Genomic DNA, 20,027 nt, shown 5'->3' on the forward strand with positions numbered 1-20,027 from the left:
AACCGAAGCGGGTTCATTGAAGACCTTACGCCCCTTCACTCGATTTAGCGTGCGCTAAATCGTTTAGCCTACAAAAGCCTTACGTGGCTCAGAGACGCCCGCAGACTCGGTACCCTTGAGGTATGCCAGCATGGTGTCAGCATCAGACACTTCAAACGGATCGGTTCCGCCGTTATCACAGTAGCCAGCCTCAGAGAACAGCTTTTCGATCTTGCCGTCATTGACGAGCATGGAGTAACGCCAGGAGCGCATGCCAAAGCCGATATTCGACTTATCAACCAACATGCCCATCTTGCGAGTAAATTCGCCATTTCCGTCGGGGAGTAGGAAGATGTTCTTGTTGCCCTGATCCAGGCCCCACTTGAACATCACGAACGCGTCATTGACTGAAACACACACGATTGCGTCAACGCCCTGCGCCTGGAACTCTTCGTACAGCTCGTCGTAACGCGGCAGGTGGTTGGACGAACACGTTGGTGTGAAAGCGCCTGGCAGTGAAAAAACGACAACTTTCTTGCCGCCAAAGATATCGGCAGTTGTCTGCTCTTCCCAGCGGTAAGGGTTGTCGCCACCTACAGATTCGTCCCGTACGCGGGTCTTAAATGTTGCCTCTGGTACCTGTGTAGTCACGTTTGTGTCTCCTTGAGAGAAAAAAATACAATGGCCGTGAGATCGTAGCCTAGTGTACGAGTCGCGGCGCTGCGAGGATCAGTATCCTAACGAAGAATCAACTATCGATAAAACAATATTTATCGCACTAGCTCTTCGATTTTTTCGATCAGCAAGCCGTATCTCAGCGCAAAAATGCCTGCGGCGTCGCTATTCCCTAACCTAAAACTAGGCTGCGTTTTGCTCTGGTTGATTCAAAATCGCAGGCGACTCATAGCGCAGCGCAGGTTCTGCGAAACTCATTTCTTCAAACTCACGCTTTTCGCGTAAATAATTCTGGGAATTGACCCAGGGATTTCGATCGCCCTGCTGTGGGAACAAGTGCATGACACGCTGCATGTAACCCGCCGAAAAATCGGCAATCCAGAGCCTGGGACTCATTTGCGGGAGACTCTCTTCCACTGCGGGGGTGACCACCGTCTCTCCCGTAGCATCCATGTGAGCCAGAAGAGCGCACATCCATTGAGAGACCAGATCTGCACGGAGTGTCCAGGACGCATTAATGTAGCCAAACACTGAGACCAAGTTGGGCAGCCCCGTGCACATCATGCCGCGATAGGACCAGCTGGACGGAAAATCAAAGACCTTACCGTCGACCCGAATATCGATTCCGCCAAAGAGCTCAAGCTCAAGTCCTGTGGCCGACACGATGATGTCCGCGGCGAGCTCGGTGCCATCGGCAAGGCGCACGCCTTCGGGAGTGAGAGTATCAATTTGATTCGTCACTACTCGTGCTTTACCGCTGTGCATGGCCGCAAACAAATCGCTATCAGGGACGAGGCACAGGCGCTGGTCCCAGGGATTATATTCAGGAGTGAAATCGGCCATATCTCCAGCATCACCCAACTCCTTTTTCGTCTGATCGAGCAACATTTGGCGGACTTTCTCGGGCTGCTTACGCGTCTTCTTGTAGAACCAGTGCTGCATACGCGTGTTTTTCCAGCGCGTCACGTTGTAGGCCCAGTTTTTGGGTAAAACCGCCCGCAAAAAATTAGCAATCCAGTCGGTGGACGGCCGAGAAACAACCCAGGTCGGCGAACGCTGAAGCATCACAACTTCGGCCGCTTTCTCCGCCATGGAGGGCACCAGCGTCACGGCCGTCGCGCCGGATCCAATAATCAGCACACGTTTGTTGTCGTAGTCCAGATCTTCAGGCCAAAACTGTGGGTGTATGAAGTCACCCTTAAATGTGTCACGTCCGGGAAATTCCGGCTGATGTCCATGACTGTAGTTGTAGTACCCAGCACAAAGATGCAAGAACCGCGTCTTAAGATTGTGTGCGGAGCCCCCCCCATCTTCGATACTCAGCTCCCAGCATTGCTCTTCGCTATCCCAGTTTGCCTGCTTGACCTTCTGTTGATAGCGAATCAGCGAGTCAACGCCATATTCCTTTGCGGTTTCACGCACATAGCTAAGAATTGACGGCCCATCGGCAATCGCCTTTGAATCTTCCCAGGGCTTAAAACTGTAACCCAGTGTATGCATATCGCTATCGGAACGAATACCCGGGTAGCGGAACAAGTCCCAGGTGCCACCGCTGCGTTCCCGCGCTTCCAAAATGGCGATCTTGCGTTCAGGACAGTTGCGCTTGAGATGGCAGGCCGCGCCAATACCAGACAAGCCCGCACCAATGACCACCACGTCAAGAATATCGCTCATACATTACCGTCCATAAATTATTGCTTTTGTTGAAGTCTATCAGCGCTATAAGCAAGGCATTCCATGCCTGCTGTGACCATAGAGGAGCTAGCGTGAACTGCGACCCCGGCCTGCGGCAATGCGTAGACGCAACGCATTGAGTTTGATGAAGCCTTCGGCGTCCGCTTGATTGTAGGCGCCCGCGTCATCCTCAAAGGTCGCAATACTTTCGTCAAACAGACTGTCCTTGGAGCTTCGACCCACCACCGACACACTTCCTTTGTAGAGCTTGAGACGAACTGTCCCATTCACTACCGATTGCGACTGGTCAATCGCTGCCTGAAGCATTTGCCGTTCGGGAGACCACCAGTAACCGTTGTAGATCAGCTTAGCGTAACGCGGCATCAACTCATCTTTAAGGTGCGCTACCTCACGATCGAGGGTCAATGACTCTATCGCACGATGCGCCTTGAGCATAATCGTCCCGCCCGGGGTCTCGTAGCATCCCCGGGACTTCATACCCACATAGCGATTCTCAACGATGTCCAGGCGACCAATCCCATTCGCGCCGCCGATGCGGTTCAACTCTTCCAGCAACGTAGCTGGCGACAGCTCATCCCCATCAATAGCGACTATGTCACCCCCACGAAACTCGAGTTCAATGTACGTCGCCGTGTCCGGTGCTTCCTCGGGGCTGACGCTCCAACGCCACATGGAGTCTTCCGCCTCGGCCCAGGGATCTTCAAGAATCCCGCCTTCGTAGGAAATATGCAGCAGGTTCGCGTCCATGGAATAGGGGGATTTTTTGCCCGCGGCGGCAAAATCCACCGGTATATCTCGCTCCCGGCAGTAGGTCATCAGAGACTCCCGGGAGCTCAGGTCCCATTCCCGCCAGGGCGCTATCACCTGAATGCCGGGCTTGAGTGCATAGGCACCCAGCTCAAAACGGACCTGGTCATTGCCTTTGCCAGTAGCGCCATGCGAAATTGCGTCGGCGCCAGTTTCCGTCGCTATATCGACGAGTCTTTTTGCAATCAATGGCCGTGCAATCGACGTCCCAAGGAGATATTCACCTTCGTAGATCGTGTTGGCACGAAACATGGGGAACACATAGTCGCGCACGAATTCTTCGCGCAGGTCTTCGATGTAGATCTCCTTGACCCCCAACGCCTCCGCTTTGGCCCGTGCTAGCTCCACTTCCTCGCCCTGACCAATATCGGCGGTAAATGTCACCACTTCACAGGCGTAGTTGTCCTGCAACCAGCGCACGATGACCGAGGTATCTAGTCCCCCGGAATAGGCCAAAACCACTTTATCGACGTCTGCCATGCTCATCCTCGAACGTAAAAGAGCGCAAGTTTACCGCCGCAGGGGGCTGTGTGCACGGATAAGACCGCTATATGGTTTTGTCGACCGCACCTTTGCGGTAGCATCAACATCCTTCTGCTGCCCGGCCCAATCTTTTGGACACCCTGACCTTAATACGCCCCGATGACTGGCACAGCCACCTCCGTGATGGTTCGGCGCTGACCCAAACCTGTGCCGACATGGCGAGATATATGGGACGAGTGATCGTCATGCCCAATCTCGTGCCCCCGGTCACCAACACACGGCTTGCTGCGGAATACCGCCAGCGAATCCTGCGGAGCATGCAAGGCGCCCAGCGGCAGTTTGATCCGCTGATGACCCTTTATTTGACAGACGGCACGAGCGCAGAAGACATCCGCGAGGCCGCAGCAATAGACTGGCTGGCCGCCGTGAAACTATATCCCGCAGGAGCCACTACCAATTCTGATGCCGGCGTAAACTCGCTGGAAGCGCTATATCCGATTCTCGCCACCATGGAAGAGGTAGACCTGCCCTTATTGGTCCACGGTGAAGTCACCGACGCGAGTGTCGATATCTTTGATCGCGAAGCGGTCTTTATTGGTGAGCATCTCGCCCCCATCGTCGAGCGCTTCCCGAAACTCCGCGTCGTGCTGGAGCACATCACCACCTCCGATGCCGTGGACTTTGTGAAAAGCTCGGGCGCACAGGTAGCTGCTACAATTACCGCGCATCATTTGCGACTCAATCGTAACGATATGCTGGTCGGTGGTATCAAGCCCCACTACTACTGCCTACCGATTCTCAAGCGCAAGCAACATCAGGACGCTCTGCGCGAGGCCGCCATCTCTGAGGACAGAAGCTTTTTTATCGGCACGGACTCAGCGCCGCACGAAAAACACGTCAAAGAAAGTGCATGTGGTTGTGCCGGTGTATACACCGCGCACGCATCGCTGGAACTGTACGCAGAGGTTTTCGAGGATTTAGACGCTCTGGGTAAGCTGGAGGACTTTGTCTCATTTCGTGGACCGGACTTTTATCAGCGCCCGCGAAACAGCGATCAGGTTTGCCTGCGACGCGTAAGCTGGACAGTGCCTGAGAGTATTCCCTTGGGCGACGAACAGATGGTACCTCTAGGAGCTGGCGAGTCCTTACGCTGGCAAGTCATTGACGCGGGAGCGGAATAGATCATGGCGATGAAATCGCGCTTTCGGGGCTTTCTGCCGGTCGTTATTGATATGGAGACCGGCGGGTTCTCGTCGTCTACCGACGCTGTTCTAGAGCTTGCGGCAACGATCATTCGCATGGATGACGCTGGGCATGTTGCGGTTCATGAAACTCATAGCTTTAACGTGGCACCCTTCGAAGGCGCCAACATCGAGCAATCAGCACTGGACTTTACAGGCATAGATCCCTGGCACCCGTTTCGTGAGGCACACTCAGAAAACGATGCACTTACAGAGCTGTTTCAGGTCGTTCGCCGGGAAATACGTGACCAGGAGTGTAATCGCGCGATCCTTGTAGGACACAATGCCCACTTCGATGCGGGCTTTTTGAACGCGGCGGTAGAGCGCTGTGAAATCAAGAGAAACCCCTTTCACCCCTTTTCTCACTTTGATACCGCAACGCTATCGGGTCTGGCCTACGGACAAACAGTGCTGGCAAAGAGCTGCCTGGAAGCAGGCATTCCCTTTGACAATGAACAAGCGCATTCCGCAGCGTACGATGCTGAGCGCACCGCAGAGTTGTTTTGCAGCATTGTTAACCGGTGGCAAATACTCGGCGGCTGGACACCGGGCAGCGTGCACTCTTCGGACTGAGCTTCGCGGCTGAAGGCTTTATTCACGCTTCACGGCTGAAGGCTCTGACTAAGCCTCTCCACTCAGGGCATTGAGCAGCACATCGAGCTCTCGCATGAGCTCCTCGATGGCCGTTAGCGACAGCAATTCGAGCTTGAGCTCTTCCTCAAGCGGAAGCAGCTGCACCAAGCTGTAAGCCACCTGCCAGGCATCCTGTAGATCCGCTGGCATTCCCATACGCTGAACATGGGGATGCGCCTCCAAGCCCTGTAGTACGGTCCGCATAGGCTCCCAGACATCAATCATGGCCGTAGACTCCAGAGGCGGCAAAAGCTCAACCTCAGCGCGAATCAGGCCGTTGTTCTCCCGCCAAAAATCGCCAAGGTGAAAGCGCTGACCACCTTCCACAGTAACGCCCAGCAAGCCATTCTCAAGCTGATCCCAATCCACTATCGATGCGAGGGTGCCGATGCTCGCAAGCTCCGGAAGTCGCACAGATCCAACCTCTACCCCACGCTCAATACGCAACATGCCAAAACTGTCGCCGCTGCGCATCGATGACTTCACCAGGTCGAGATAGCGCTGCTCGAATATCTGCAGAGGCATACGACCGTAGGGAACGAGCACCGCCGATAGCGGGAACAGAGCTATCTCGGTCATTGCTCAGGCCCCAAGGGCCTAAAAAGCAATATCAATCGCGGGAGCAGCAGAAGCGCACCGACCACCGCGGCAGTCATCGCAATCACCGTGAGCACGCCAAAATACAAACTTGGATTGAAATTCGACAAGGTAAGTGTGCTGAATCCCACCACCAGCGTTAACGTCGTGTAGTACATCGCTCTACCGATGCTGCCATGGCAGCGATACATGGACGCCAGGTAGTTGCGATCAACGGGGAACTCACGTTTAAAGCGATGCACGTAGTGAATGCAGTTATCCACACCAATGCCCACCACGATCGCGGCGATGGTAATCGTCATAATATCCAGAGGAATTCCGGCAAAGCCCATGATCCCCAACACCAATCCCGCAGCCAGTAGGTTTGGCGCGAGGGCAATCAGCGCCAAAGAAAGGGAGCGAAACAATATCCAGAACATAATCAAAATAACGGCGAATACCGCACCCAGGGTCAGTATTTGTGATGCAAAGAGGCTCTGTAGAACGTTGTTGTACATCACAAGCATGCCCGTGAAACGCGCCTGACCTTCATCGAGACCGCCCTCTTCGCGCAGCGCGAGATCGAGATCACGAAGGAACGCCGCTCGTCGCAAATCCTGACTGGTCTCTTTGACCCTCACCGTGATCCGCGCTTCGTCGCGCTCTGCGTTGAAATACGGCTCTACCAGCTGACGGGATATATCCGCAGAGAGCGCATTGCGCGCAAGCGCAAGCTCGACGCTTCCTATATCGTCGCCAAGCAGCTGACGAAAAAGCTCAAAGGTCGTGGACAGAGACTGGACTTTCCCTGTTTCGGAATAGCCATCGACCACGCCTTGCAGACGGTCGATCAAGCGCATGCCTTCCAGGCTAAACCAGAACCCCGGGTCAACATTACTGCCCCCAAAGGCATCGCCGCTGTCCTGATCAGCAAAGGCATCATCGGCAAAGTCCTCGTCCGCAAACGCGTCTGTATCGCCACTTAGCGAACTCTCAGTGTTTCCACTGGCAAACGGATCGTCAAATTCGTCAGCGAAAAGGTCGTCATCGGCCACGGGGACCGTGCTGCTTGTTGCGGTACTTTCCAGTCCCGGCAGCGGCGCCGAACTATCCGGGGCAGCGATCACAATATCCAACGGGATGGTGCCACCGAGCCGTGCATCAAGAAGCTCCATGCCCTGGTATATCTCAGTACTTTCCTTGAAGTAATCAATAAAGCGGTTTTCGACTTTAAGCCGCAGTACGCCCAGCACCACCAGCACACTCAACGCCAGGCTGCCCCAAAGCACCAGAGATCCGTGGTGATCAGCTACACGCGCAAAGCGCAGGGTGAAGGGCTCGCCTTCGTCGCGACTCGGTTGCTCACGATCCAGGGGCCACAACAACATCAGGGCGGGAACTAGAGTAAATGACACAAGCAGCGCCACACAAATGCCCAAAGTCATCATCCAGCCAAAATCAATCACCGGCTGAATACCGGAAACCACAAGCGACACAAAAGCCACCATGGTGGTAATACCGGTATACACACATGGCACAGCCATCAGGCGCATACTTTCGCAAACGCGCTCGTACAGACCCAACTCCGGCTGCTCCCGGTGTAGTTCTCGATAGCGCACCACCAAGTGAATCGCGATAGCCAGCCCCACAATGAGCAACACCGCAACCACGTTTGAGGAAATAACGGTCATTCGCCAATCGAGATAACCCAAAATCCCCAGGGTGTAAGCCACACCTAAGGAACAGCTCAGCAGCGGGATCACCACCCACTTGATACGTCGAAATATCAGCGCCAGAACCAGCACCATGACGCCGAGGATTGCACTCCCGAAAACCACTAAATCACTACGAACAAAACTCACCATGTCAGCTGCGATCATGGGCACGCCACCGACAAATATACCGGCGTGCTGGCGATAACCGTCTACCACAGAGCGAACGCCGGCCACCAATGCACTTTGCTGACTCAGCTGTTCTGCGCTGCGTCGCTTTACATCCTGCTCGACGAAGGCAAGACGCGCCACGGCCTCATCGCTGATATCTCCAGAACGCTTCGCAAGGCGCAACTCTTCACGTTCACGCATCAGCGCACTATCGCCGTCGGGGCGCGTAAGGTTCACCTGAATCGCCGTGACATCACCCTCAGCACCAACGAGCAAGTCACTGTAGAGCGGGCTTTGGGTGAATTCTCGCAACGCCAAATCACGATCAATGTTCGGATCTTGTAGAGACGGCAGCGGATCCCCCGAGGTGACCTGCGAGAGTCCTACGGGCGGACTTTGTAAAAGTGGCACGTCCATGACCGTAACCACCGACGACACACCCGACAGCGTCCGAAGCTCATCCGCCATAGCGGACAAGGGCTGCAAGGACTCGTCAGACAGCAGCGGTGCCTTGGGTCGCCAGGTGATTACGATAAAGTCTTCGCTACTGTAGCGTCGCCCAACCTCTCGAAAGTACTCCAACGCAGGATCGCCTTTGAGCAATAGCGAGTCGGCCGAGGCGTCTATACGAATTTTGGGGAACTGCAGCAGTGCCAACAGCAGCAACACAGAGAGCAATCCGAGCACGACAAAGGGTCGCCGCAGCACCAGCTGCTCATAAAAGGCCAACATAAAGTTACTCCTGGTGACGCTCTGCAAGCGCCAATAGCAAACGCTGATGGATTCCACCGAAGGCGCCGTTGCTCATCACAACAATATCATCCCCGGGCAAGGCCTGACGCACGATAAGCGCAACAAGCTCGTCGATATTCTCACTAATCGTCGCGGGCACCGTGCTACTTTCGACCACATCCTCGAGGGACCAACCCAATTCCTTAGGCTGATACCAGAAGACCTCGTCGGCATCGGCGGTCGATGGCGCTAACGCAGCTCTATGCTCTCCCATACGCATGGTATTGGAACGTGGTTCGATAACTGCCAAAACACGCTTGCGCCCGAAAGCACCTTTCATGGCTGCGAGCGTGCTGGCGATCGCGGTCGGATGATGGGCAAAATCGTCATAAACCCGAACACTGCTTACCTCACCACTGAGCTCCAGGCGTCGGCGAACGCCCAAAAACCGCTCAAGAGCGTGCACTGCGTGTTTAGGTGTAACACCCACATGACGAGCCGCTGCACAGGCACCCAGCGCGTTCGCTACATTGTGCGCGCCGCGCTGCCCCCAGCCCACCGACAGGCTCTCACCGCCGGGCGCTGCGAGCTGCCAGGTAGTTCCCCCCGCGTCTTCAAGTGTGGCATTCCAATCTGCCCCTGAACCCACCACCGAAAGAGTCTCTCGCGGCGTCCAGCAGCCTAACTCCAGCATCTGCTCTACGACTGGCACATCAAGCGGTGTAAACACGCGACCGTTTCCCGGTACACAGCGCATGAGGTGATGAAACTGCCGCTGAATGGCTCTTAGATCGGGATAAATATCGGCGTGATCGAACTCTAGATTATTCACAATCAGCGTCCGGGGGCGGTAGTGAACAAACTTGGCACGCTTATCAAAGAAGGCCGTATCGTACTCGTCAGCCTCGATCACAAAGAAACTACCACTGCCCAAACGGGCGGAGACGCCAAAATTCAGTGGCACACCCCCGATCAGAAAGCCCGGTGACAGTCCTGCGTCTTCCAGCAGCCAGGCCAGCATACTGCTAGCCGTGGTCTTTCCATGAGTACCTGACACGGCTAGAACCCAGCGATCCGCAAGCACGGCCTCGGCCAGCCATTGAGGGCCTGATTGGTAGGGCATTCCCCGAGAAAGCACTGCCTCCACCGCAGGGTTACCCCGAGACAGCGCATTACCGACAACGATCAATGCGTCATCCGGAAGATGCTCCGGGTCAAAGCCCTCGTGCAGGGCTATACCTGCCGCGGCAAGCTGATCGCTCATAGGCGGATAAACGTCGGCATCGCAGCCGCTCACTTCCCAGCCCAATTCCCGGGCAATCAAAGCCAAGCCGCCCATAAACGTGCCGCATATGCCTAAAATGTGCAGGCGCTGTTGCACAGCCAATCCTCGTAAAAAGAGCGAAATTCTAGCACGCCATCACACTATGGCCGCACCATACGGTGCACAGCGAAGCTCACATCCCGTATGATTGACATCTTTAATTAACACTCCTTAAGGATGTTCATCTTGAGCCGGAAAGCCAATGCCTTTTACGCCCAATCCGGGGGCGTCACCTCGGTTATCAATGCATCCGCATGCGGCGTCATTGAGACCGCAAGGCTACATCGCGACGTTATCGGCAAAGTGTTTGCGGGTCGCAACGGCATCATCGGCGCACTTCAAGAGGAGCTCATCGACACCAGCAAAGAAAGCAAAAAGGCGATCCGTGGACTCCTGCAAACACCTTCCGGGGCGTTCGGCTCCTGTCGTCACAAGCTGAAGTCTCTGGAGAGTAATCGCGCGGAATACGAGCGATTAATGGATGTTTTTCAGGCGCACAATATCCGTTACTTCTTCTACAACGGAGGGGGCGACTCCGCAGACACCTGCCTAAAGGTATCGCAACTTAGTCAATCCCTTGGCTACCCCTTGCAGGCCATCCATGTGCCCAAGACCATCGACAATGATCTGCCCCACACGGACAACAGCCCGGGCTTTGGGTCAGTCGCCAAATACGTTGCCATCTCTACGCGAGAGGCATCCCTTGACGTGGCATCCATGTGCGCAAGTTCGACCAAGGTGTTTATTCTCGAGGTCATGGGCCGACATGCTGGCTGGATCGCCGCTGCTTCGGGTCTTGCGGCCGATCAAGAGGGCGATGCCCCACATTGCATCCTATTTCCAGAAATTGCGTTTGATCAGAAGAAATTCTTAGCGCGCGTGCAGCGTTCCGTAAAACGCTTTGGCTACTGCGTCGTCGTCGCATCAGAAGGCGCGCAAACGGCCGACGGGCGCTTCCTTAGTGACACAGGAACCCGCGACGCCTTTGGCCACGCACAGCTCGGCGGGCTGGCTCCGACACTCGCCAGCTTGGTAAAAAGCGAATTGGGCTACAAGTATCACTGGGCCGTCGCTGATTACCTGCAGCGCGCTGCACGACATATCGCCTCTCAAACCGATCTCGATCAGGCCTACGCGGTGGGAGAAGCGGCCGTCGAAATGGCGATCGCAGGTAAAAATGCTGTAATGCCCAGCATCGTGCGCGGCAAAGGCAAGCGCTATAGCTGGCATATTGCAGAGGCGCCGCTTGAGAATGTCGCCAATGTCGAAAAGAAAATGCCCCGCAGCTTTATCAGTCGTGACGGCTTTGGAATCACTCCGGCAGCTCGGGAGTATTTGCAGCCTCTTATTCAAGGCGAAGCGTATCCGAGCTATCACCAGGGATTACCTCAGTACGTTCGACTCAAGAATGAGTTAGTACCGCGTAAACTACGCAAGCGATTTCATGTGACCTAGTTGTTTGCCCCGACTCTCAAACGGGCGCCATAAAAGTCTCACAGATTTTCGCGAAGCTAGCGGTTACACTCTCGCCGGTTTTTTATCTGAGTCTTGCATACCGAATTCACCGCGGCATCGACATCCCCTGACGCGCCGCACAACATTGAAGGAGACATCATGTATCTTAACGAAGAGTTCAATCGCTGGCGCCGACACCCCTGGCACGGCCTGCACACACAAATGGACGGTGCTGCCGATGGCGTCGTGCAGGTTTACATCGAAATGCTCCCCACAGACGTGGTCAAGTATGAGCTGGACAAGGCCTCGGGCTTCCTTATGGTCGACCGTCCCCAGCGAACGACCTCCAGTCCTCCGGCACTGTACGGTTTCATCCCCAGAACGTACTGCGCAGAAGAAGTGGCCAAGCTTTGTCCTGACGTCGAGATCGCAGACGGGGACCCATTGGATATCTGCGTTTACTCCGAGCGTCACATTAACCGGTCAGACATCATTCTCAACGCACGCGTCGTAGGCGGCATACAGATGATTGACGATGGCGAAGCTGACGACAAGATCATTGCGATCCTTGATGGCGACAATATCTGGGGCGATGTGCAGGACATTTCGGATCTGCCGAAAATCAAGGTTGAGCGTCTCCAGCATTACTTTTCAACGTACAAGCTGGTACCGGGCAAGAAGATCGACATCAAGGTTGATCATGTCTATGGCCGTGAAGAGGCGCTCAAAGTGATCGCTGCAGCCGAAAAAGACTACTGGAATCACTTCGGCGATCTGCACAAACAAGCAAAAGAGTAAACACAACTCTTCGGACCTGCTCCCGGCGATCACGCCGGTGGCAGGTACTCAAGGGCCGATTTTGGTGGCTCGGCCACACGAGCAACAAAACGCTCAAAGAATGACTCCAGCTGCTGACTCAATTCCTGCCTGCCGCTAACTTCTCCCACAGCCTTATCGCTCCACACAGCACGGAGAAGATCTGCACTACATTCGCGCTGGCAGTCCACAGCCAGAGGCGCAAAACTCAAGTGCCAGCGTTCCGAGGCCACCCCACCCCGATCTTTATCGTACGGTCTGTAGAAGCCAAAACTGCGCCCTTGAGCAATCCGCTGATCGAGCCACTCGTGCATCAGGCCAAAGGGGCCATTCACAGCAACCTCCGCTGCGCTCAACTGAACCTGATAACTTTCATTCACGGCGCCTGCGTCGAAAACGTCAATATCAGTACCCCAGTGATGCCTGCTTGCCCCGGGCATTGCAGAAAAACGGAGTACGCAGGCAAAACACTCCTCGGGACTCATACTCGTCATATCGATCGCTCGGTCAGTATCGTCAACTACGGAACGTTCGCCACTCAGTTTGCCATTCCAGATATTGCGTTGACGATCATAGGAACGATAGGCACTGGCAACCTTTAACTGAAAGCCTTCCTCAGTCGCGGCCTCAGTCAGCCGCGCCAAAGCAGCCCAAACCGGTCTTTGCAACTGCTGCGACCCCCGAGCAAGCAGTGCGCTTTCGTCTAGACCCAAAAGCTGTCGCTGAAAAGTAGATAGAGTCATAGCAAATCCGACATCGAAAACTTGCCTTCATTCGCTGTCCGGTGGCTTACTGCGCCGACGAGACCTCTACCAACAGATTTTGTGACCATGAACGACTCCGAAATGGGCCCAGCGATACTGTCTATGCCCGACAATAGCAGTCAGAGTGTAACGCTCGAGGGGCGATCGCTGATACTCGCAAAGCACCGGGAAGACTTGTTTCTGTATGAAAACAACTGCCCCCATGCAAACGAGACCATGGACCCCCTCGGCGGCTCTATTAGCGACGAAAGTGGGGATTTACTACGCTGTCAGCGCCATGGCGCAGAGTTTCTTACAACGACAGGCGAGTGCGTGGCCGGCCCCTGTATCGGAGAAGCGCTAAGCCCCGTCGCATTTACGGTTGCGGGGGAACAGATTTATCTCGACTGAGTCGTCGGGCACTTTCGTCCATCAAGGATGATTTTTTGCTGGCGTGTGAGGCCCTATTCTGGTAGCTTCTGCGCGCTTCGAAAGGCGCCCTGCCGGATTGTCTCGCGGGGCAGCCAGAGTAAGACAGTTGGAACACCACTATGCCGACAAAAGCAGCACCTAAAGCAACACCCAAGCAAAAAGCCGTGAAAGCAGAGGCCGCCAGCAGCGCAGCGCCCATGAAAAAAGTCGCCAGCAAAGCCAAGGCAGCACCTGCAAAGAAGGCCCGCTCCAAGAGCGCTAGCAATAGCACCGAATTCCGCAACTTTGAGCCATACAAGCCAAAGCGCGGTGAGGAGTACATGAACGAGCCGCAGCGTGAGCACTTTAAGCTCATTCTTAAGCGCTGGAAGGCCGAACTCATGGAAGAAGTCGATCGTACGGTAAGTCACATGAAGGACGAAGCCGCGAACTTTCCTGATCCTGCGGATCGTGCGACCCAGGAAGAGGAATTCAGCCTCGAACTGCGGACTCGCGATCGCGAGCGAAAGCTGATCAAGAAGATCGACTCTACCGTCGAGCGAATCGAGCTGGACGACTACGGCTTCTGTGATGCCTGCGGCGTAGAGATCGGGATCAAGCGACTGGAAGCACGTCCTACGGCATCGCTGTGCATCGACTGCAAAACGCTGGACGAAATCAAAGAAAGGCAGGAACTGGGCTAAGGCCCGCTTCGTCTCCCCGGCTAATGGCTCACCAGCCTGATTACCGGGGCCGTTTTGCCCCCTCTCCTACGGGCCCATTGCATATGGGCTCTTTGCTTGCTGCGCTAGCAAGTTATCTGGATGCGCGTTCCGTGGCGGGCACTTGGCTTCTGCGAATCGAAGACATAGATCCGCCGAGAGAAGTACCCGGCGCTGCCGACAGTATGCTTCGATCGCTGGAAGCACACGGCCTTCTTTGGGACGAGTCGGTGCTTTTTCAATCTACGCGCTTGAAAGAATACTCAGCAACTCTCGCTGATTTGGATGCGGTCGATCGTGTCTTTGCCTGCTGCTGCACTCGCGCAACACTGGGCCCCAGCGGTAGCTGCATGGGTCGCTGCCGCCCTAGACCGGACGAGGCCACATCCCTACGAATCAAGCTTGATGGTGATACTGGCTTCGATGATCAGATTTTGGGGCCCCAGCAGCCTCCAAACGCTCAAAGTGATTTAGTCCTGCGACGCAAGGACAGGCTCTACGCCTATGCGCTCGCCGTGGTTGTGGATGACGCCTGGCAAGGCATCAACTACGTAGTTCGCGGCTCAGACCTACTCTCTCAGACCTTTGCCCAGCTTGAAATTTTTACTCATCTTGGCTTTCAGCTTCCAAAGTACGCCCATCTTCCTCTCGTAAGGGACTCCAAGGGCGTCAAACTCAGTAAGCAAACCGGTGCGCGAGCGATCCATGACGCATCCGCCGTGGACAATCTCCGCGATGCTCTGCGACTTCTTCAACAAAAAAGTGCCAACATGCCAGCCGGCTCAGCAATCGAGCTACTCTCGCTGGCCACCGAACAATGGCTTCCAGAAGCACTCGCTGATCATCCTGAAAAAAGTCTAGTTTACCCGTAGCCGAAGAGCCCGTAGCATTCAGTCCATGCACCCCACCTCAACGCAGACTCTTGTTGCCACCTTCGCTGACGTCGCCCCTCGCTGATGATGAATTTTCTATACCTGGCACCTCTGTCCATCGCAATGCTGATTGCGCTCGTATTGCTGTACCGTCAACGTCGCGAGTATCAGCAAACCTTTGAGGAGCTGCCCACGGGCCTGTGCGTAGTAGGCAGTGACCACAAAGTGCAACGCTGGAATCGGCAGATGTCCAAGCTAAGCGGGATATCCGCCGGCGCTGCGATCGCAAAGAGCATCGCGAACCTCCCAAGCCCCTGGCCTGACGCGCTCAGCGCAGCACTCAAAGATCCGGAGGGCAAAGTAATAAAACAGTCCCTGGGTTACGACGATAATGGTGGGGAGCGCTGGATCATCTTGCACAGCAGCGCCCTGCAGCTCCCTGGGCGCAAACGCCAAATTCTAGTAGAGGACATCACCGATTATCAGCGGCTTCAGGATGAGCTTTTGCACAACGAACGCCTGGCTTCGATCGGACGCCTCGCCGCCGGCGTGGCTCACGAAATAGGTAATCCGGTGACGGGCATCGCCTGTATTGCCCAGAACTTGGCATACAGCGCTGACGCCACCGAATTAGAGTTAGGCGCTTCAGAAATTCTCAAACAAACTGATCGCATATCCCGAACGGTGAACTCACTCATGCAGCTATCACACCCGGGGAGCGTGGCCCGGAACGCCGACTGTGTGCCCTGCAACCTGGCTGACTGTATCGATGAAGCGGCCTATCTCCTGAGTCTCGACATAGATGTGCCAGCGGGCAACTTTGACAACGTCATCGATCGCGAGTTATTAGTTCAAGGGGATAGCCAACTGCTTCTACAGGTATTTCTCAACCTGCTGGACAATGCCCGCAGCGCCGCCTGTGAAGAAGGACCCGTCGTTATCGATGCTTATCAGGATGGCGACAGCACCACAATCACTGTCGACAATCCGGGCCCAGCCATTTCGCCAAAGGTTCTTTCGCAGGTGTTTGAGCCGTTTTATACGACCAAAGACGTTGGCGAAGGTACAGGCCTGGGGCTAGCGCTAGTCCGACGCATGCTTGAAGATATGGGCGGCAGGATAAGCTTGCTCAGCCCCTCGCCCAGCTCCCCCGGATATGGCGTTCGCGCTCGCGTAGTGCTGTTTTCCGCAGACTACGGGCAGCGCTTCGAGTGAGGGAAATGCTAGAATGCTTACCAGCTCAATGAAGGATCCCCTATCGATGCATAAGATACTGATCGTCGAAGACGAGTCAGTCATCCGCGCGGCCTTACGCCGACTGCTGGAGAGGCACGGCTATGCTTTAGACGAAGCGGCGTCCGTAGCCGAGGCTCAAAGCAACTTCACCCTGGCCAATTACGACCTAATCATTAGCGACCTCCGCCTTCCCGGGTCTCCCGGCACTGATCTGATCGCACTTGCGGGGGCCACACCCGTGCTGATCATGACGAGCTATGCAAGCCTGCGCTCGGCTGTAGATTCTATGCGCATGGGCGCGGTGGATTATATTGCCAAGCCCTTTGATCATGCGGACATGCTGCAAGCCGTGCAGCGCGTCATTGACAAACACGCACAGCAAAAAAGCATAAAAGCCAAAAAGGCACCCAAAGCCGAGAAGAGCGACTCCTCCACCTCCAACGGCAGCCGCAATAACGCAGTGACCATGATTATCGGCGAATGCGACGCCATGCAGTCGCTTGCGGGACACGTTGAAAAATTTGCACCAACGGATTCCACGGTGCTGGTACTGGGTGAGACCGGTACCGGGAAAGAACTCGTGGCACGAGAGATTCATACCCAGAGCAAAAGATCTGATCAAACGCTGATATCTGTAAATTGCGCCGCGATCCCTGAGACCTTGATCGAATCAGAACTCTTTGGCTACGAGAAGGGCGCTTTTACCGGTGCGAATACCAATCGTATGGGACTCATTGAGGCTGCAGACGGCGGCACATTGTTTCTGGACGAAATCGGCGAGCTGCCCCTGGAAGCACAGGCACGATTACTGCGCTTCATTCAGGAAGGTGAGATCCGACGCATCGGCTCCGTACACTCGCGCAAAGTTAATGTTCGGCTCATCTGTGCCACGCACAGAGATCTGCAGACGCTGGCGGCCGAAGGCGGCTTTCGCCAAGATCTTTTCTATCGCATTAACGTATTGAGACTAAAGCTTCCCCCTTTAAGAGAGCGCGGCAAAGACATCCTATTTCTGGCCGAGCGGCTGCTGGAAAAACAGGTGGCGCGCGCAAGTCGACCCACCATGACCTTGTCGCCGCGCGCGATTCAGGCAATAACCACCTATCAGTGGCCTGGGAATGTCCGGGAAATGGAGCACGCCATCGAGCGTGCAGTAATCCTCACTGATGATTCAGAAATTGACAACGACGCGCTGGGAATTGACCTGGAGCTGGTCAACATCAATCGCTTACGTGGGGACCGGGTGAGCGGTGTAGCCGTCAAGCGTCCGCCACGCAACAGCGATCCAGTAGAAGATCTCTCTTTGGAAGATTATTTCCAGAGGTTTGTCATCGAACATCAGGACTCCATGAGCGAGACAGAACTGGCACAAAAACTTGGCATCAGCCGCAAGTGCCTATGGGAACGCCGCCAGCGTTTTGAGATTCCACGCAAGAAGGCCGGCGGAAGCCGTCAGCGCAAAGCGGCGAGTTAATCGTTACCCTCCAACACTGATACCCGCAGTAACAGTGGACATTAGTAACAACAGCATTCACATCTGTCGCTGTTACAACTCTCCAAAAAACATAAGCAATTGATTAAACAAGTTTTTTAACTAATGGCACAAAGCCTGCTGTACTTCAGGCGCAAAGAATAAAAATAATGCGCACCGCAATAATAATAATGTGCACCGCAATAATAATAATAAATAGTTTAGTGAACCTGGAAGGGGGAAGTTTTTACTTCCCCCTCATTCATTCTGAGCCCCCAAAACTCCACCCCCTACCCTAGCCTTACGCGGTAAACAGGCGCGGAAACTTAAGCACCCACCTCAGTGATAGCAAAGCATTACCACTCATACGACAGCGCTAGGACTGACACCCGCCTGTGCTACCATGCAACGCATCCAAGAATGACCCTGACAGCTAAACGCTCACCGTTTTTTCCAGACCCACAATACGGATCAGCAGCGAAGCACAGAGAAGATATTACCGCTTGAAAGTAATTCCCAGAGATCAACATTGCGTCTCGCGCAAAGACATTAGTCCCGGCGCGCTGAAAGTCATGGCTCGCTTGAGAGATCGCGATCATCAGGCCTACCTTGTCGGCGGTGCTGTTCGCGACCTCCTACTGGGCGGACATCCAAAAGATTTCGACATTGCCACGGACGCCACCCCGGAAGAGGTTCATGCGCTGTTTGGTAACTCCCGCATCATCGGTCGCCGCTTTCGAATTGTGCATGTCAGGTTCGGCCGAGAAGTTATCGAGGTCACGACGTTTCGCGGGCACCATGATGACGATGACCAGACCTCCACTGCGGCCAAACGTTCCTCTCGCGGTCTTCTACTGCGCGACAATGTCTTTGGCACTCTCGAAGAAGATGCGGTTCGGAGAGACCTCACAGTCAACGCTCTGTACTACGACAGTGGCAGCTTCGAGGTGTTCGACCAGGTCGGAGGCCTTGATGACCTAGAAGCACGACAAGTGCGCGTTATCGGCGATCCAGCCAAACGCTACCGCGAAGACCCTGTGCGCATGCTCAGGAGTCTGCGCTTTGCAGCAAAGCTGGACTTTCGAGTTGAGAAAGGCAGCGGCGCACCGATCGCAGAGCTGGCACCGCTATTGGATGACATTCCGGCGGCACGCCTGTTTGACGAGTTTGGCAAACTGTTCCTTGCCGGCAATGCGCAGGCTACCTTGCGACTGCTGCGCGAGTACCGCTGCTTCGACCACTTGTTTCCCGATAGCGCCCGACTAGCCGACGACGATCCGTTCTACGATCGATTACTTGACGCTGCCATGGGCAATACCGACCTCCGTATTCGACAGGAAAAGCCTGTCACTCCCGCGTTCATCCTCGCCGCCGTACTATGGCCCGCTGTGTGCGAACGTCGCCAACAACTTGAGAGCCAGGGAGAAAAGCCCGTTCCAGCAATGCACAGCGCTGGGCAGGAGATCGTTGCTCAGGCCTGTCAGCGCATCGCTATCCCGCGTCGCTTTAGCATGCCCATGCGTGAAATCTGGGAAATGCAGCTGCGCCTTCCCCGCACTGAGGGCAAGCGAGCTTTAGAGCTCATGAGTAAACGTCGCTTCCGCGCCGCCTACGACTTCCTCCTATTAAGAGAGCAAGCCGGGGAAGATTGCGCAGGACTTGGAGAGACCTGGACGCGCCTCCAGGAAGAACACGGCCCCATCGAGATTGTCGATTCACCCGAAGAACACCGCGCTCCTCGCCGCCGTCGCCGAGGTGGCCGCAGACGTCCGGATCCTGCCGAGTGACACGCTGCTTTATTGGTCTTGGCGCAAATCTAGGCAACAGCCACAAAGCGCTGCAGCAGGCGGCAAATGACCTGGAGCAGCTACCAGCGACCCATGCGGCAGGACGCTCCCCAATTTATCGTTCAGCCCCTGTGGGTCCTCAAGACCAAGCTGACTATCTCAACGCCGTGGTAGCGCTGGACACCACACTGGAACCGCTGGCCCTGCTCTTGAACTTGCAGGCGCTGGAACAGAATGCCGGCCGACAGCGCGGTCTTCGCTGGGGCCCAAGAACGCTGGACCTCGATATCTTGATATATGGCAGCACAGTGCTGAACTCCGACCGTCTGACGCTTCCTCACCCGCGGATGTTTGAGCGCAATTTCGTACTTCGTCCTCTTGCAGACATTGCAGGGGAATACTGGCAGTTCGCAGACGGCTCAAGCCTTGCCCAGCGCCTTGATGCCTGCCCTCGCAATGATTTAACGCCGACCACGCTGGATTGGA

Annotated in this window: 18 protein-coding genes; 11 read left to right on the forward strand and 7 right to left on the reverse strand. The window is 55.2% G+C overall.

The annotated features are described in order from the left end of the window. Positions 1-63 precede the first annotated feature (63 nt). The 3 genes from ACI9KD_RS06430 to ACI9KD_RS06440 all read right to left on the reverse strand — a co-directional run bounded on the left by ACI9KD_RS06430 (position 64) and on the right by ACI9KD_RS06440 (position 3,636). On the reverse strand, positions 64-630 hold the full coding sequence (locus ACI9KD_RS06430) for a peroxiredoxin (RefSeq protein ID WP_414980337.1): 567 nt from the start codon (positions 628-630) through the stop codon (positions 64-66). Between the two features lie 207 nt (positions 631-837). Beyond that, positions 838-2,328, reverse strand: a complete 1,491-nt coding sequence (locus ACI9KD_RS06435; protein ID WP_414980338.1) for a flavin-containing monooxygenase — start codon at positions 2,326-2,328, stop codon at positions 838-840. A gap of 87 nt (positions 2,329-2,415) precedes the next feature. After that, positions 2,416-3,636 carry an argininosuccinate synthase gene (locus tag ACI9KD_RS06440; protein WP_414980339.1) on the reverse strand — a complete coding sequence of 407 codons (1,221 nt, stop codon included), beginning with the start codon at positions 3,634-3,636 and terminating at the stop codon, positions 2,416-2,418. Positions 3,637-3,770: 134 nt separating this feature from the next. On the opposite strand from ACI9KD_RS06440, the gene pyrC reads away from it, so the two are divergent. Together pyrC and rnt are read left to right on the forward strand one after the other, a co-directional pair. Next, a complete protein-coding gene (gene pyrC, locus ACI9KD_RS06445; protein WP_414980340.1) occupies positions 3,771-4,820 on the forward strand; it encodes a dihydroorotase in 1,050 nt (349 codons plus the stop codon). A gap of 3 nt (positions 4,821-4,823) precedes the next feature. Then, a complete protein-coding gene (rnt, locus tag ACI9KD_RS06450; protein WP_414980341.1) occupies positions 4,824-5,453 on the forward strand; it encodes a ribonuclease T in 630 nt (209 codons plus the stop codon). A 48-nt stretch (positions 5,454-5,501) separates the two neighbouring features. Here the strand turns inward: rnt and ACI9KD_RS06455 are convergent, their stop codons facing one another. From ACI9KD_RS06455 to mpl, 3 genes are read right to left on the reverse strand one after another with little or no spacing between them, the layout of a single operon-like run. Beyond that, on the reverse strand, positions 5,502-6,092 hold the full coding sequence (locus tag ACI9KD_RS06455) for an LON peptidase substrate-binding domain-containing protein (RefSeq protein ID WP_414980342.1): 591 nt from the start codon (positions 6,090-6,092) through the stop codon (positions 5,502-5,504). After that, positions 6,089-8,704, reverse strand: a complete 2,616-nt coding sequence (locus ACI9KD_RS06460; RefSeq protein WP_414980343.1) for an efflux RND transporter permease subunit — start codon at positions 8,702-8,704, stop codon at positions 6,089-6,091. Before ACI9KD_RS06460 ends, ACI9KD_RS06455 begins: the two co-directional genes overlap by 4 nt. 4 nt (positions 8,705-8,708) lie before the next feature. Then, complete coding sequence (gene mpl / locus ACI9KD_RS06465; protein WP_414980344.1) at positions 8,709-10,085, reverse strand: UDP-N-acetylmuramate:L-alanyl-gamma-D-glutamyl-meso-diaminopimelate ligase; 1,377 nt, start codon at positions 10,083-10,085, stop codon at positions 8,709-8,711. A gap of 120 nt (positions 10,086-10,205) precedes the next feature. Between mpl and ACI9KD_RS06470 the strand changes: the two genes are divergently transcribed. Continuing rightward, on the forward strand, positions 10,206-11,483 hold the full coding sequence (locus ACI9KD_RS06470) for a 6-phosphofructokinase (protein WP_414980345.1): 1,278 nt from the start codon (positions 10,206-10,208) through the stop codon (positions 11,481-11,483). A gap of 159 nt (positions 11,484-11,642) precedes the next feature. After that, on the forward strand, positions 11,643-12,281 hold the full coding sequence (locus ACI9KD_RS06475) for an inorganic pyrophosphatase (RefSeq protein WP_414980346.1): 639 nt from the start codon (positions 11,643-11,645) through the stop codon (positions 12,279-12,281). A gap of 29 nt (positions 12,282-12,310) precedes the next feature. Here ACI9KD_RS06475 and ACI9KD_RS06480 read toward each other — a convergent pair whose 3' ends face one another. Further along, the gene (locus tag ACI9KD_RS06480) at positions 12,311-13,042 is read right to left on the reverse strand and encodes a M15 family metallopeptidase (protein WP_414980347.1); all 732 of its coding nucleotides are present in this window, start codon (positions 13,040-13,042) and stop codon (positions 12,311-12,313) included. Positions 13,043-13,129: 87 nt separating this feature from the next. Here ACI9KD_RS06480 and ACI9KD_RS06485 point away from each other — a divergent pair, with 87 nt between their 5' ends. The 7 genes from ACI9KD_RS06485 to folK all read left to right on the forward strand — a co-directional run. Beyond that, a complete protein-coding gene (locus tag ACI9KD_RS06485; protein ID WP_414980348.1) occupies positions 13,130-13,453 on the forward strand; it encodes a Rieske (2Fe-2S) protein in 324 nt (107 codons plus the stop codon). A 218-nt stretch (positions 13,454-13,671) separates the two neighbouring features. Next, positions 13,672-14,157: an RNA polymerase-binding protein DksA gene (gene dksA / locus ACI9KD_RS06490; protein ID WP_414980354.1), complete on the forward strand. Its 486-nt coding sequence runs from the start codon at positions 13,672-13,674 to the stop codon at positions 14,155-14,157. 23 nt (positions 14,158-14,180) lie between these two features. After that, positions 14,181-15,047, forward strand: coding sequence for a tRNA glutamyl-Q(34) synthetase GluQRS (gene gluQRS, locus ACI9KD_RS06495; RefSeq protein ID WP_414980349.1), 867 nt, complete (start codon positions 14,181-14,183; stop codon positions 15,045-15,047). Positions 15,048-15,131: 84 nt separating this feature from the next. Then, entirely contained in the window at positions 15,132-16,262 is a 1,131-nt protein-coding gene (locus ACI9KD_RS06500; RefSeq protein ID WP_414980350.1) for a sensor histidine kinase, read from the forward strand. A 46-nt stretch (positions 16,263-16,308) separates the two neighbouring features. Continuing rightward, entirely contained in the window at positions 16,309-17,757 is a 1,449-nt protein-coding gene (locus ACI9KD_RS06505; RefSeq protein WP_414980351.1) for a sigma-54-dependent transcriptional regulator, read from the forward strand. Between the two features lie 500 nt (positions 17,758-18,257). Further along, on the forward strand, positions 18,258-19,541 hold the full coding sequence (pcnB, locus tag ACI9KD_RS06510; protein ID WP_414980352.1) for a polynucleotide adenylyltransferase PcnB: 1,284 nt from the start codon (positions 18,258-18,260) through the stop codon (positions 19,539-19,541). After that, a partial coding sequence (folK, locus tag ACI9KD_RS06515) for a 2-amino-4-hydroxy-6-hydroxymethyldihydropteridine diphosphokinase (protein ID WP_414980353.1) occupies positions 19,538-20,027 on the forward strand: 490 nt, incomplete at its 3' end. The genes pcnB and folK, both read left to right, overlap by 4 nt.

Origin of the sequence: Congregibacter sp. (assembly GCF_047617445.1) — a bacterium.
Classification (GTDB): Bacteria; Pseudomonadota; Gammaproteobacteria; order Pseudomonadales; family Halieaceae; genus Congregibacter.